Here is a 15,656-nt window from a genome sequence, read left to right as displayed (position 1 = left end):
AACTATGAAAAGATTAGCCCTTAACCCCGCCTGCTGTGAGACCCTCAATAATTTTCTCTTGCAGGATTGCGTAGATGACCATAACAGGTACGACACTGTATACGATACCAGCCGCCATCTGCGCGTAGTTCGTGTTATACGTATCACGGAAGCCGACCATACCGACCGGAAGTGTACGCAAGTTGTCTGTTGAGATAAAGAAGTTTGCGAGCAAGAATTCATTCCAGTTGCCGAGGAAGTTGACAATGAATACGGTCACGAGCGCTGGTACCGTCAACGGCAAGATGACTTTGAAGAAAATGCCTGGTGCCTTCAAGCCGTCAATTACAGCTGCTTCCTCAATCTCAGACGGGAGACTTCGCATAAATGCCGCCAAGATAATAATCGTAAATGGTATTGCCCCTGCCGTGTAAGGAACATATAGGGCCCAGTGCTTATCGAGCATGTTCAAGTTCTTCAAGATGCCGTAAATCGGAAGCAGCAATGCATTGCCCGGAATGAGCAAGCCTAGCAAAATAAACTGGAACACTGCTGCACTCATCTTCTTATAGCGCATACGTGTAATCGCAAAGGATGCAAGAGACGCGATGAGAATCGTAGACACGGATGCTGCAAGTGAAATGTACAAGCTATTTACGAAATAAGTGCTAATTTTGGCATTGACCCAAGCTTTCACATAGTTATCCCAAGCAAATTCTGTCGGCAAACCGAATGGATTCGCTGCAATGGCTCCGTTGTCTGTCTTTACCGATGAGAACAAGACGAACAGGAATGGGAATAGAATAACCGCCAAATACAACAGTAGGAAAATATGAGGGGTGCCCTTTTTCAGCTGTTTCATCATTAGTATTCAATCCTTTCCGTTCTACGCGCAATAAGTACTTGGTAAAGCACAGTAACGATGAGCGTGAACACGAAGATAAGGACTGCGATGCTGTTCCCATAGCCATATTTGAAGCTTGTAATCGAGTGCTTGATCATATAAGTTGCCATAACATCGGTTGCCCCTGCCGGGCCGCCCTTGGTCATAACGATGACGATATCTGCCGCCTTCATTGCACCTGCGATCGATAGCATAATAACCACGGAGATGATCGGCATAATAAGCGGAATCGTAATGCGCATCGCACGTTGAACGCCAGTTGCGCCATCAATCATAGCTGCTTCGTCAAGATCTTTCGGAATCGCTAGAATTGCAGCCAACACCATAACAATGTAGAAACCGGTCCACTGCCAAGCGTTCGTAATCAAGATCGAAATCATTGCCGTTTTCTTGTCTGCCAGCCACATAAGCGGATCGATACCGAACAAACCTAACAGCTTGTTAAGAAGCCCTGTGTCCGGATCGTAAATGAAGCCCCACAAAATACCGATGACGGCCGTGGACATAACAGACGGCATGAATACTGCTGTCTTGTACAATCCTTTCAAACGCTTGACATTGGAGATGAGCAGTGAGAAGAAAATGATTAACGGGACTTGGACTAACAAGGAGAACAAAATAAAGTATCCATTGTTCTTCACTGATTCCCAAAAGTCTGGCTTACTCATCACATTGAGATAGTTGTCAAAGCCAATAAATGTAACGTCCTTCGATATTCCGTTCCAACTCGTAAAGCTGTAGTAAATCGCATTGATTACCGGGTATATAAAGAATGCGATGAACAAAACGAGCGTAGGAAGCAAAAATAACACATATGTTAAGGGGTTTCTTAATGCTTTGTTCATATGATTTCCCTCCGTCCGTCCCACATCGTAATCATACTGGTTGACTGCTGCTCAGGATGATAAATGAGCACCACCCCCCGATACGGACAGGTGGTGCTCCTTGTGGTCAAGCTTGCTTTTTATTTATCTTATTTCGATGCTGCGTTCGCTTCTTCTTGTACTTTTTGCACGGCATCCAGAGCCGCTTGCGGTTCAGCTTCGCCGCTAATCATTTTTTGGAGCTGTTGACCGAGTGCCGTATTCACATCCGCTTGAACGAGTGCATCAAATGCAGGCCATGTGAATTTCACGTCTTTCATTTGAGCCATGATCGCTTGCAGCAAGTCGTTTCCTTGGGAAGCTTCGTCCAGCTTCGCTTGGTCAACCTTCATTGCAGGGATAACGCCATCTTCCTTCAAGCCGCGTACTTGCATGTCTTCGTTATACAAGTTCTTGATGAACGCTTTTACCGCTTCCATCTTGCGTGGATCTTCAGCAATTTTGGAAGAGAATGCATATCCGTTGTTGGAGTCGAACATTACGCTGTACCCGTCGCCTTCTTTAGCTGGAGGCATCAGGAAGAAACCAGCTTTGTTATGCAATTTACCGGATTGTGTTGCATCAGCGAATACGGAAGATGCCCAAGATCCATCGAACATCATAACTGCTTCACCATTTACCAACTGTGTACGTTGTGTTGCATAATCAAGACCAAGCTCGCCTTTTTTGAAGTAGCCTTTCTTGATCCAATCTGAGTGCTTCGCAAATGCTTCTACCATTTTTGGATCGTTCCACTTCGTTGTTCCTTTCGCAAATCCGGAAGTAATATCCGCACCGCCGAAGTAGGACCACAACGTGTTTGTTGTCATCAATGGCACCCAAGCATCCTTGGAACCAATTGCGAATGGAATTTTGCCGTCAGCCTTTACTTTTTCAGCGATTGCTTCAAGCTCAGCCAATGTTTTTGGAATTTGAATTCCTTTTTCAGCGAAATAGTCTTTGTTATAGAAGTAACCTTCAATAGAAGCACCGATTGGTAAACCGTAGATCTTGTCTTCTACTGTCCATTGTGCAAGAGATTGGAACTTGTCCTTCAATCCAAGCTCATCCAGAATCGGAGCTACATCAAGTATAAGTCCATTCTCCGCGTACAATTTCACGTCTGGGTTACCGAAGGCATCAAAGATATCTGGAGGAGATCCGCTTCCCATTTCTGCACGAAGCTTCTCTTTGCGGTTAACCTCAGAGTCAACACCGTCAAGCTTAATTGTTAGACCTGGAACTTCGGATTCTGTCTTCTTCACAACATCTTGCAAGATAGCGAAGCGGTTTTTCTTCGAATCGCCTAGCTGCGTATGACGAAGTGTAAGCTCAAATGGTTCAACCTTTTTATCTTCACCAGCTTGGTTCGCTGGCTTCTCAGAACCACTCTCTGTCTTCGATCCGCATCCTGTAAGCGCTGTCGTTGCGATGAACAGAAGTGTCAGAATCATTACCAATCCTTTTTTCATGTAAGGACCCTCCCGTATGTTTTTGTCTGTTGGTAAGATCTTGATGTTGTTTGGTACGCTTTTATTATAATTCGACAATGTCCTTCCTGTAAGGACGACATTTTAACTATTGGGGGATAAAATCCTCTAACGAATGAGGGATAAAATAAAACAGCGATCAAAACCTCGGTTTGAGGATTTGACCGCCAATTTATGAAACACCTAGCATATCTGCTCGTCTAGTAACTTCCCAATTTTACTCACGCAATACAATTTTTGTAAAGCAGGTGAATGAATATGAGCTATTGCATTTGCATCCTCTATTTAATTCCCTCTTGTGAAATTGTACAGCCTATCATACAGTTCACGTATGCTCGGATTCGTGCTGCTCGCTGCATCGCGCAGAACCGGCCCGCTTCCTTTATAATACGCAGTAAAGCCTTTCCCTGCGAATCCATATTGATAGCCTGCGTTCATATATTCATTGAATCGGCTCCGGAACGTATTATCCGTTAGCATACGATTGTCGAACTCGACTTCAACACCCATGCCATATCGTTTGGCCGTTTGAATCCCATCTACTAGACGATCAATTGATAAATCTTCAAAAAAGTAGTTCGGCTGGTACGTCGCTGCATCGAAGCCTGCGTCCTTCCATATAAAACTCTTATAGGTTAAGGAATGAGGGATCCAGAACGATTTCAACCCTCTTGCATGAACATCCGAGTTCATCATCCGCAGGAAGTCTGGGGCTGACTTGGACCAGCTAACTTCTTCATCCACCCAGTACATGCCAACCAGCTCAAGGTTGGAGTAGTTGTTCGCATTCCAGCGGTTTTGTACCTCTTGCAACCACCATCTGACTGCCTTCTGGCGTGTCGCCAAAGCTTTCTCTATGCCTACGCTGGCTTCACTAAAGTTCTCCGTAATTCCGTCGCCGTCAATATCTCCGAAATTCGTCGTGTTTTCTCCCGGATTTGGCAGCATCATGACAACCTTCGTTTTGTGGTTCGGCTGTCCGAGTTGGATTCCTACTTCCTTCGTTGCTTCATTCAATTGCTTCAAGTCACCTTGAGCGCCAAATGTTTTATCCAGATACCATTGCCAATCCGTCAGGAGTGAATCCTTTCCGAAATCACGACCCGCCGGAGATTGGAGACCCAGCATCAACACACCATCAAAGAACCAATCCTGAATCTGTCCGGCTTGATTCACGTAACCAATTTCCGGAATCAGGCTGTCTTTTGTCCACGCAGGAACGTCAGGATAATACCCATTGTAGACAAGTGATAAATTACGGATTCCAGCAGTGTCGACGCCTGGGTACTGGAATTCGAACGGCTTCATATTCACAACAACTGCCCCGTCAGCCTTGCCGTCTGTTCCCATAATTTCAATCTCATCTATAAATGTCCATGCCCGTGGATGCATCGAGAACACAACCTTCACGTAGCGTGCATAGGCCATCGTAGCACCTTGTCCTCCGCCTGCAACCCCATCTTTGCTGCCATCCCATACATAGGTTTGATCAATCGGAGGGCCATTCGTCCAGCCACGTTCCGTTGCTTTGTGTCCGACAATTCCCCAATTCATACTATCATCTGACACATAGATAGATACACTCAACGGGAACAAAATCGCAGAACCTGGCCAATCTTGAAGGAAGTGCGCCTTAACACTTGCTATCGATTTCCGTTCACCAAAGTCGAATGTGACTTCCCGCGCCTTCTTCTTAATGTGCCCGACCCAGGCTGGATCTGTCACATTCGCAGCACCCTTAACGCCATTAGTTAGCTTGTTGCCTGTATCCGGATAATTCGATTCCGGCGCTTCCGACCAAGTGTAGGTAGAGCTCGGTGCAAGATTGCGGAGCTGTGGTGCCGCTTGGGCATTCGGCATGTTCGGAATAATCGACAATATCAGCATCATACTAAGGACAAGTGCTGTCATCTTTATCTTCATAATCAATATCCCTCCTATATACGTTCATTTTCGAAGAATACTGCCCGAATCATCTAATGATTAAGCTGCAATCATACCTCCTCTATGCATAAATTTATCCAAGAAAGCTGTTCCCTCATGATGCCTGATGCCCTTTCTATGTTGAACCAGTAGCTAGAAGAGTCTCTTCACCTACCAGTTATGAGGATAAGAAAATGCATTTCTACAGCATATATTCCTGCAAAAAAAAAGTTCCCTCGATGATAGCGCTTCCATTTTAAGTTGTGTGATTTCCTTTTTTTTCATCCTTAAAGCGCATTATAGTTTTTTCCTTCCATTTTAGAAATAGTTCTTTCCGATCATTTTATACACAATATTATTGAATGCACGTTCTAAGTGAACACTCTTTCATCTATTGCAACAAAAAAAAGAGATGACCTCTTCCCTGCTAGGCAAGTCATCTCTCTTCCTATATAAATAGATATGAAATACACTATACGCTCGTCTGCCCGCGGCCCTTCTCAATAAGCGCATAAGCACGCTCCACCTCTTCTGCAGTCGGGGAAGGAATCCCTTCAAGCGGATACTTCTCACCTAGCTGTTCCCACTTGTATACGCCCATTTGATGGTACGGCAGGATTTCGAATTTCTCAACACCTTGCAGTGTACCGATAAAACGACCCAGTTCAAGCAAGTCCTCTTCATTGTCGTTAATCGTCGGTACGAATACGTGTCGAATCCACATTTTCTTGCCATGCTCAGATAACCAACGCGCCGTATCCAGCGTACGTGCATTCGGCACACCTGTAAGGGCAATATGCTTCTCGTTGTTAATATGCTTAATATCCAGCAATACTAGATCCGTAACATTCATCAATTCTTCCAGCTTCGCTACTTCGTTGAAACCGTTCGAATCCAGGGTTGTATGCAGATCCCAGCGCTGCTTCACTTCACGGAATAGCTCTCTAACGAATGCAGCTTGCAGCGTTGGCTCCCCGCCCGATACGGTCAAACCGCCGCCAGAGCTGCGGTAATAAGGCAAGTAAGGTTCAATTTCAGCAAGTACTTCCTCAAGCGTCATTTCTTTGCCGTCACCTAAGCTCCATGTATCGCGGTTATGGCAATATTGGCATTTGAGCGCGCACCCCTGCATGAATAAAATAAATCGTATGCCAGGCCCATCAACGGTACCGAATGTTTCTAACGAGTGAATACGTCCGATCATCTCTATCACTTTCCTCTCCAGCCCATTACAACCTGCTTACATGACAAGAGGGGCGCTCCCTCCCTGCCATTGACCGAAAGGTACTAGGCATGTGGTGTAGTTGCGCCCCTTTACTTATCAAATATCGAGTATATCCTTTACATTGCTCAACTTACTTCGATTTCAACCGTACAGAAGGTTCTTACATCGAACCATGGAATGTGCGGTTGATTACATCCAATTGCTGCTCGCGAGTCAGTTTGATGAAGTTAACTGCATAACCCGATACGCGAATTGTCAATTGCGGGTAGTTCTCTGGATGTTCCATCGCGTCCATCAGCTGTTCACGGTCGAACACGTTAACGTTCAGATGGTGCGCATTGCTGCCGAAGTATCCATCCATCATCGATACGAGATTGGATTTGCGAACATCAAGTTCTTTACCAAGCGCCTTAGGCACGATAGAGAATGTATTCGAGATTCCATCCAAGCTGTGCTCATATGGAAGCTTCGCTACCGAGCTAAGCGATGCGAGCGCACCCTTCTTATCGCGGCCATGCATTGGGTTCGCGCCTGGAGCGAATGGTTCGCCAGCTTTACGTCCGTCAGGAGTTGTACCTGTCTTCTTACCGTACACAACGTTCGACGTAATTGTCAGTACCGATTGTGTTGGCAATGCATTACGATAAGCTTTATGCTTGCGAATCATGTTCATGAACGATTCAACCAGCTCTACAGCGATGCTGTCTACGCGATCATCGTTGTTACCGTAGCAAGGATATTCTCCTTCGATTTGGAAGTCAACTGCGATGCCTTCTTCGTTGCGAATCGGTGTTACTTTAGCATATTTGATTGCACTCAGGGAGTCAGCTGCTACCGACAAGCCGGCAATACCGCAAGCCATTGTGCGCAAGATTTCTTTATCATGCAGCGCCATCTCAATGCGCTCATAGCAATATTTATCGTGCATGAAGTGAATCACGTTCAGTGTGTTCATGTACAACTTCGCGAGCCATTCCATCATCTGCTTGAAGCGTTTCACGACTTCGTCGTAGTTCAATACATCGCTAGTGATTGGAGGAAGCTCTGGACCTACTTGCAAGCCAAGCTTCTCATCTTTACCGCCGTTGATGGCGTACAGCAAGCATTTCGCCAAGTTGGCGCGAGCGCCGAAGAACTGCATTTGCTTACCGATGCGCATTGCAGATACACAACATGCGATACCGTAGTCGTCGCCGTAGATTGGACGCATCAGGTCGTCATTTTCATATTGAATGGAGCTTGTTTCAATCGATACTTTCGCACAATACTTCTTGAACGCTTCAGGAAGCTTTGTCGACCACAATACAGTCAAGTTAGGCTCTGGAGCAGGTCCCAAGTTGTACAAGGAATGCAAGAAGCGGAAGCTGTTCTTCGTTACACGTGTTGTACCGTCAGAAGCCATACCACCGATCGATTCTGTTACCCAAGTTGGGTCACCGCTGAACAGGTCGTTGTAAGCAGGTGTGCGCAAGAATTTAACGATACGCAATTTCATAATGAAATGGTCAACCAATTCTTGAGCTTCTTGCTCTGTCAAAGTACCTTCTTGAATATCGCGTTCCACATACACATCGAGGAACGAGGATACACGACCAAGGGACATTGCTGCACCGTTCTGTTCTTTGATGGCTGCCAAGTAACCGAAGTATACCCATTGGAACGCCTCTTGTGCGTTGACAGCTGGTTTCGAAATGTCCATACCGTGCATTGCAGCCATTTCTTTCAATTCAGCGAGTGCGCGAATTTGTTCTGAAATTTCTTCACGGTCACGGATAGTAACTTCATCCATTGCATCCAGCTCAAGATTATTCAGATCGTTTTTCTTTTGTTTAATCAAGAAGTCTATACCGTACAGCGCTACACGGCGGTAGTCACCGATGATGCGGCCGCGGCCGTAAGCATCTGGCAAGCCTGTGATAATACCAGCTTTACGCGCCATGCGCATGTCGGATGTATAAGCATCGAATACGCCTTGGTTGTGTGTTTTGCGAATGTCTGTGAAAATTTTGATAACATCTTCCGGCATTTCGAAGCCGTATGCTTTACAAGCATCGATCATCATCTTAATACCGCCAAATGGTTGAATGGAGCGGCGGAACGGAGCATCCGTTTGTACACCTACTACTTTTTCTTTTTCTTTATCTAAATATCCCGGTTTGTGCGATACGATCGTTGAAGGCGTGTTAACATCAACATCCCATACACCACCGCGTTCACGTTCTTCTTTGGAGAGCTGGCTCACGATATCCCATAGATCCTTCGTGTTTTGCGTTGGACCTGCCAAGAATGCTTCATCGCCCAAGTAAGGCTTGATGTGTCCGTCCAAGAAGTTCGGGACATCCACGTGAGTTTGCCATTTGCCTGCTTTGAATCCACGCCAAGGATTCATTTCATTTGTTTCTGTCATGTTCTTTTCCATCACCGACATCGTAATCCCTCCATACATGTTTGTTTTTCTGTATGTGTTGTAATCGAATTGAAAGCACACACCCAGCAAGATGTTCTCGTTCCCATTTCACATTGCTTGTGATGATTTTCACGAAAAAGGCTGCAAGGCGGTTATCTTATCTTTCGCATTCGTTCGATAGCTGCCTTTTCGTAATGCCGAGTGAGGCTATGCAGCAAGTTTTTTAGAGGCGAATTCTGAACCTTTTTCGTTCCTCCCTTGCTACGCCTTCATTGTACCTCTTTTCACACTTTCAATTATGTGATATTTATCACAATATAAGCTAGACAAATGATTTTTTTCACATCATATAATTCAAAATGTTGTAATCTCCACTGCTGCCCTGCTTTTTGCAAGTGCTTAGCACTCGTTTACCGCTTTATAAGCAATGAGTTCAGTTGTTGATAAACAGCAAAGACAGCGGGGAAGATCTCCCCCACTGCCCTGCTATCGTATCATTCTTGCTTATTCAAATCGTCCATAAAATGCGTTCCGATATACATCAGCCAACTCTGTTACGAGTGGAAGCTTCGGATTCGCTGTTGTACATTGGTCTTCAAAGGCGCGGTCTGCCAAGTAATCAACATTGGATTCGAAGTCCTTGGCATCGAAGCCAATTGCTTGGAACGATTCTGGAATACCCAGTTCGCGGTTCAATTCCCGAATTGCGTTGATAAGGCTGTTCACGCCCTCTTCCGTTGTACGGCATGGAAGACCGAGGATGCGTGCAATTTCCGCGTAGCGCTCATCTGCTACGAAGTGGTCGTATTTCGGGAACGAAGCGTACTTCGTTGGTTTCTTCGCATTGTAGCGAATGACATGAGGCATGAGAATCGCATTCGTGCGACCATGTGCAGTATGGTATTGCGCCCCCCATTTATGCGCCAAGCTGTGGTTGATGCCTAGGAACGCATTCGCGAATGCCATACCAGCAAGTGTCGATGCGTTGTGCATTTTCTCGCGAGCTTTCGGACATGCTTCATGATGAGATTTCACCAAGTTCTCGAACACGAGCTGAATGGCCTTTATTGCCAGACCATCAGTATAGTCGCTTGCCATTACCGATACATACGCTTCAATCGCGTGCGTCAAAACGTCCATTCCTGTATCAGCAACTGCCGTCTTCGGCAAGCTGTACACGAACTCTGGGTCAATAATCGCTACGTCCGGCGTCAGCTCATAATCAGCTAGCGGATATTTTGTATTGCCTTTTTCCTTATCCGTAATAACCGCGAACGAGGTTACTTCCGAACCAGTACCCGAAGTCGTTGGAATTGCGACGAACTTCGCCTTCTGGCCAAGACGTGGATACTTGAATGTACGCTTGCGGATGTCTAAGAACTTCTGCTTCAGGTTATCGAATTCAGCATCTGGATGTTCGTAGAATAGCCACATGCCCTTCGCTGCATCCATCGGCGAGCCGCCGCCCAAGGCGATAATGCAGTCTGGCTCGAAGCTGAGCATCATTTCTGTACCACGTTCCACTGTCTTCGTCGAAGGATCTGGCTCGACATCCGAGAACACTTCAATGACGACTGGGTTGCGACGTTGACGCAAATAGTATTCCAGCTTCTCCACGTAGCCCAGCTTCACCATCATTGGGTCGGTCACAATCATGACACGGCTAATATCCGGCATCTTCGCCAAGTACTGTGTTGCACCCTTCTCGAAGTAAATCTTATTTGGCACCTTGAACCATTGCATATTCACTGTACGCTTCGCCACCCGTTTAATATTCAGCAAATTGACCGCTGTTACGTTCGAAGAAGTTGAGTTGCGGCCATACGATCCGCAGCCAAGTGTCAACGAAGGAATATTGGTGTTGTACAAGTCTCCAATCGCGCCATGAGTAGAAGGAGAGTTGACCAGAATGCGGCCTGTTTGCAGACGGTCGGCGAACTTACGAATTACCTCGTCATCATTCGAGTGGATGACCGAAGAGTGACCCATGCCGCCAAAGGCCACGATTTCAGCCGCGCGGTCAACGCCTTCTTCTGCGGTCTTCACCTTGTAGCAAGCAAGCACGGGGCTCAGCTTCTCTGCAGACAGTGGGAACTTCGGCCCCACACCATCCAGCTCAGCTACAAGTATTTTCGTTGTATCTGGTACTTGAAGTCCGGCCATCTCAGCAATTTTCTTTGCAGATTGGCCCACGATGTTCGGATTCACCGCACAGGTGTCTGTCTTCATTGCCATCGCTTGGAGCTTGCCGGTCTCTTCCTTGTTCAAGAAGTAGCAGCCCTGAGCGGTCATCATTTTCTTCGTTTGCGCGTAAATCGGCTCTTCAATGATGACAGCTTGCTCGGATGCGCAGATCATGCCATTATCGAACGTCTTGGACAGAATCAAATCCGTTACCGCTTGATTCAGATCTGCCGTCTTCTCGATGAAGCATGGCACGTTGCCTGGGCCAACGCCTAGGGCAGGCTTGCCGCAGCTATAAGCGGAGCGAACCATACCAGCACCGCCTGTCGCCAGGATTAGCGCCACATCAGGGTGGTTCATCAAGCCGTTAGTCGCATCCATCGACGGATACTCAATCCATTGGATACAATGCTCAGGAGCACCATATTTCACCGCTGCCTCATGCAGGATTCGAGCTGCTTCCGCACTGCATTTCTGAGCGGATGGATGGAAGCCGAAAATAATCGGGTTGCGTGTCTTTATTGCGATGAGCGCCTTGAACATGGTTGTTGAAGTTGGGTTCGTTACCGGCGTAATCCCCATGACAATTCCAACCGGTTCCGCAATCTTCATATAAGCACCCTGCGGATTGTCCTCGATGACACCTACCGTTTTGTCATACTTGATATAGTTGTGGATATATTCAGTTGCGAAAATGTTTTTCGTAATTTTATCTTCATACACACCGCGGCCCGTTTCTTCAACAGCCATCTTGGCAAGCATCATATGCTTATCCAAGCCAGCGAGTGCCATTTGCTGTACGACCTTGTCGATCTGCTCTTGGTTCATGTCCATAAATGCTTCCTGCGCCTTATTAGCGCGGTCAATCAGTTGCTGAATGTGCTTCGTAACATCGACTTGCTCCGTTTTTTTCTCTACAGTTGGTTTCGTTTCTTGTTTTGTCGCCATTCTCTCCGCCTCCATTCATGGATACCTTGCAATGAACCTAAGAAAGGGTTTCTCTATACGGTGTGTCTGCTGTTCTGTTACGATCCTTTTCTGAGGTTCGTGTTGGACACAATTGTTTGTGAATCATTTCACACTTTCATTGTACCCATCTTTTTCGTATTGGTATGTGATTATTTTCACAACATTGATTGATTTTGCTTATTTTTTTATTTCTCCCCGATTTTATTTGATTGGCGTGATATTAATCACTCGATTTAACCAAACTGTAAATAATTTTAATCGTAAATAAATTGACAACTGCGTGCGGAACATCCATGATAGTAATACGTATTCATATAGTGAAACTTGTCACATGGAATTCTTTGGGTCAAAATTACTAAAATTTGAAATATGTAAATTGGAGGGGAACAGAGTGACTAACATCACCGACAAATTTGGAGAGCCCTGCAATACCTCTTGTTTCTCAGAACAGAATGTAGAACGATTAATCAATATCGGTAAAGAACGTACCTATCCTGACAGCTCTCATCTCTTCTGGGAAGGAGATCTATCTGATAAGCTGTTCCTCCTGAAGAGCGGACGTGTAAAAATCACAAAGTCTACGGATGAAGGCAAAGAGCTAATCCTGTACATGTATCAAGCTGGGGATTTGGTCGGCCAAGTTGATCCATTCCATAGTACAAAGCACACTTTCACAGCGGAAGTCCTTGAAGAAGCTGAGGTATTGCTTATTGAGCAGAAGGATATTGAGATTCTCATATGCCAGCACTGCGACTTCTCAATTGATTTCATGAAGTGGATGGGTATCCATCACCGACTGACTCAGACCAAGTTCCGCGATCTAATGATGTATGGTAAACCTGGCGCGCTATGCTCCACTCTCATCAGATTGTCCAATACTTACGGTGAAGAATTAGAAGACGGCGGTCTCCTGATCAACAAAAAAATTACACATACCGATCTATCGAATATGATCGGCGCTACTCGTGAGAGCGTCAATCGTATGTTAAGCGATCTTCGCAAACGCGATGTTATTGAATATGAGAATGGTATGATTGTCATTCGCGAATTAGAACACCTGCGGGAAGTATGTCATTGTGAAATGTGCCCGAATGAAATTTGCCGCATCTAATACAAAACGCCCTCATGCAAGTTCATGGCATGAGGGCCTTACTTCTGTTTACCTCTACAGATAGGGTACTGCTAACGGTTTCCCGGTATGAATAAGGAACATGTCCATTCCATTCTACTCCCTACCCACTGTACTTACCTCACTGATCTTCTAATACACTTAATTCGCTGTGAGACGGAAAACATGTGCAATTGGTGCCTTGCCCCCTACTTCATGTGCGGGCAGCTTTACATGCAATCCTGCTTCGTCAGAATGGAACGGAAGCTTCTCCTCTGTCCCTACCAAATGAATTGCCGTTACCTTGTCTGTATACGGAAGAATGATGTTATCGTTAACATTAGTATCTTCAGAAGGATATAAATACGTGCAATATACCGTATCGTCCTTACGTGTAAAGGCGCAGCGCTGTGTAAAGTAAGGAGCGCAGATGCGCGTTCCATAGACAGCTTCCCCATAGGTGCCCATCCACGCGCCAAGTTCCTTGATGCGAGCAATCGCACCCTCAGGAATCCGACCATCCGGCTGTGGCCCAACATTTAGAGCCAGATTTCCTCCCTTGGCGACTACCTCCATCAGAATATGAACAAGCTGCCGGGTTGTCTTGTACTTGTCCTCAAAACGGAAGGAGAAGGATGTTCCCATTGTAATGCAGCTTTCCCATGGTACATTCATCGCATCACTTGGAATCGTCTGTTCCGGCGTAATAATGTTCTCATATGGCCCTCCAACCGTACGGTCGGCAGATAGCAGCCATGGCTGCTTCTCTCTAGCCTTCTCCACGACTTCTCCGAGACGAATATCCTGAGATACGCGGCTCTCCTTGCATACCCAACCAGCATCCAACCACAATACATCGATACGTCCGTAGTCTGTTAACAGCTCCATGATCTGTTCATGAGTAAACTGAACGAACTGCTCCCACAATTCAGGATACTCCTGCGGATTATAGGACGGGCCCCGCCACGTTGGGTTGCTTCGCTCCATCCCTGGTGCCCAATAGGTAGGTGTATGCCAGTCCGCCTTAGAGAAATAGGCTGCAATCGCCAATCCTCTGTCACGGAATGCATCAAAAAGATGCCTACATACATCTGCGTACTTATGGGTATGGAATGGCGTCTGTGCACCCGTTATCCGATAGTCTGTTGTTTTTGTGTCCCACATGCAAAAACCATCATGATGCTTCGTCGTAAAAATCAAATACTTGAAGCCGCCTTCAACAGCAAGATCCGCCCATAATTCAGGCTGAAAGCGCAGCGGATTAAATGTCTTATTTAGATCGAAGTATTGCTGCTTCAGCTCTTCGGCATCATAATCCCAATCCACACTATCTCGCGACCACTCTTCATCGACATCACTAAGCGCCCACGACTCTACAATACCGAGCTGGGAATAGGTTCCCCAATGCATCATTAAGCCCAGCTTCTGATCCTTGAACCATTCCAGCTGTTCAAGCAACTCAGGGCGATCTGGCTTCACCCATTCGTCCTCCGCACTGAAGTTATGTACCCCTTGCTGAACGATCTGCTCATCCTCACGTTGTTCTGCCTGTTGCTGAATGGTTTCACTCATCTCGCTTATCCTCCTCTGTCTGTTCATTGATGAAATCGAACCATTGTACTAACAAAAATATCTATTTCTAGTTAACCAGAAACCGCTCTCAATCTGCAATACAAAAACAAGGACACAAGAAATTTGCGGGGAAAATGAATAAACGAGCGGAAAATTCTATAAATGATGTCTTTGTCAAGGATCGTGCACATCATGCATCTCAACGCAAAAAAGCCCCCAACATGAGACGCGCGTCCCGCGCTCACATTGAGGACTGTATGGATATGCATCATTTATGGAGTGATGATGAATTCAATCTGGTCCTCTGGCTTCAGAACAAGCTTCCGTCCCTCGACCACCGTCATCTTCTTCCCATTTACCTTTAAGGCAAAGTCTATCGTTTTTTCCATTTTCCGCTGACCGATGTGCAGCACTTGCTTGCCGTCATCTGACAAGGAGATTTGTGCAAACTCATCAATTAAATCGTTTACATTCATATTCTCTTTCCAGCTGACCACATAGGTATTGGTCATTTCTGGGATCGTAGTGCCTCCGTCGATACTCAATGTCAGTCCTGCAGCAGGCAGGGAATTCGTCTTGACATCCATTCGCTTCACAAACACAACAACTGTATCACCGGGGCCAACGATCTTCTCCATCGCTGCAGGTTGCCTAAGTTCTTCATCATTGACCACGATGCCCCATCCCATCTTCGTATCCAGGGCAACATCTCCGACGGACATGATCACACCATCCTCTTCAGAGATCTTTACAATTCCTGTCTGCTTCAAGGAATCGGTAACGGTCATGCCTGACTTCCAATCAATTTCAATGCGTTCTGACAAGTTCGGTATATAGGAACCGCCCTCGATAGTAACTGTCACCTTCGAAGCCGGACTAGATTGCTCTTCTGCCTGCTGCTCCTGCTCAGTTGTCTTGGAGCAAGCAGTGATTATGCATATCAACAACATCAGTACAACAAGAACTTTGGAGTGTTCGGCGTAGTTGCGAATGCGTAGCCATCGTCTTTTCATTACGTCAACTCACTTTCTT

General features: G+C 46.0%; 10 protein-coding genes. 1 reads left to right on the top strand and 9 read right to left on the bottom strand.

All coding sequences use genetic code 11. The features are described from left to right. Positions 1–13: 13 nt before the first annotated feature. From RQP50_RS06805 to adhE, 7 genes are all read right to left on the bottom strand, one after another. Positions 14–841, bottom strand: a complete 828-nt coding sequence (locus RQP50_RS06805) for a carbohydrate ABC transporter permease (protein ID WP_036590578.1) — start codon at positions 839–841, stop codon at positions 14–16. Between the two features lie 2 nt (positions 842–843). Continuing rightward, entirely contained in the window at positions 844–1,728 is an 885-nt protein-coding gene (locus tag RQP50_RS06800; protein ID WP_021253020.1) for a carbohydrate ABC transporter permease, read from the bottom strand. Positions 1,729–1,856: 128 nt separating this feature from the next. Beyond that, a complete protein-coding gene (locus RQP50_RS06795; RefSeq protein WP_315744208.1) occupies positions 1,857–3,218 on the bottom strand; it encodes an ABC transporter substrate-binding protein in 1,362 nt (453 codons plus the stop codon). Positions 3,219–3,521: 303 nt separating this feature from the next. After that, the gene (locus RQP50_RS06790) at positions 3,522–5,159 is read right to left on the bottom strand and encodes a DUF4855 domain-containing protein (protein ID WP_315744205.1); all 1,638 of its coding nucleotides are present in this window, start codon (positions 5,157–5,159) and stop codon (positions 3,522–3,524) included. 472 nt (positions 5,160–5,631) lie between these two features. Next, positions 5,632–6,363 carry a pyruvate formate-lyase-activating protein gene (gene pflA / locus RQP50_RS06785; RefSeq protein WP_065291933.1) on the bottom strand — a complete coding sequence of 244 codons (732 nt, stop codon included), beginning with the start codon at positions 6,361–6,363 and terminating at the stop codon, positions 5,632–5,634. A 181-nt stretch (positions 6,364–6,544) separates the two neighbouring features. Further along, entirely contained in the window at positions 6,545–8,812 is a 2,268-nt protein-coding gene (gene pflB, locus RQP50_RS06780) for a formate C-acetyltransferase (protein WP_285852843.1), read from the bottom strand. Between the two features lie 483 nt (positions 8,813–9,295). Further along, complete coding sequence (gene adhE / locus RQP50_RS06775; protein WP_065291931.1) at positions 9,296–11,923, bottom strand: bifunctional acetaldehyde-CoA/alcohol dehydrogenase; 2,628 nt, start codon at positions 11,921–11,923, stop codon at positions 9,296–9,298. Between the two features lie 412 nt (positions 11,924–12,335). Between adhE and RQP50_RS06770 the strand changes: the two genes are divergently transcribed. Beyond that, a complete protein-coding gene (locus RQP50_RS06770; RefSeq protein WP_021253026.1) occupies positions 12,336–13,055 on the top strand; it encodes a Crp/Fnr family transcriptional regulator in 720 nt (239 codons plus the stop codon). Positions 13,056–13,214: 159 nt separating this feature from the next. Here the strand turns inward: RQP50_RS06770 and RQP50_RS06765 are convergent, their stop codons facing one another. Further along, on the bottom strand, positions 13,215–14,624 hold the full coding sequence (locus RQP50_RS06765) for an alpha-L-fucosidase (RefSeq protein ID WP_315744199.1): 1,410 nt from the start codon (positions 14,622–14,624) through the stop codon (positions 13,215–13,217). Positions 14,625–14,896: 272 nt separating this feature from the next. Next, positions 14,897–15,637, bottom strand: coding sequence for a hypothetical protein (locus RQP50_RS06760; RefSeq protein ID WP_072727871.1), 741 nt, complete (start codon positions 15,635–15,637; stop codon positions 14,897–14,899). Positions 15,638–15,656: the final 19 nt, after the last annotated feature.

The organism is Paenibacillus suaedae, from assembly GCF_032337355.1.
Taxonomy (GTDB): Bacteria; Bacillota; Bacilli; order Paenibacillales; family Paenibacillaceae; genus Paenibacillus_B; species Paenibacillus_B suaedae.
Note: the sequence above shows the minus strand (reverse complement) of the source record. Positions and strands in the feature narration are given on the sequence as shown.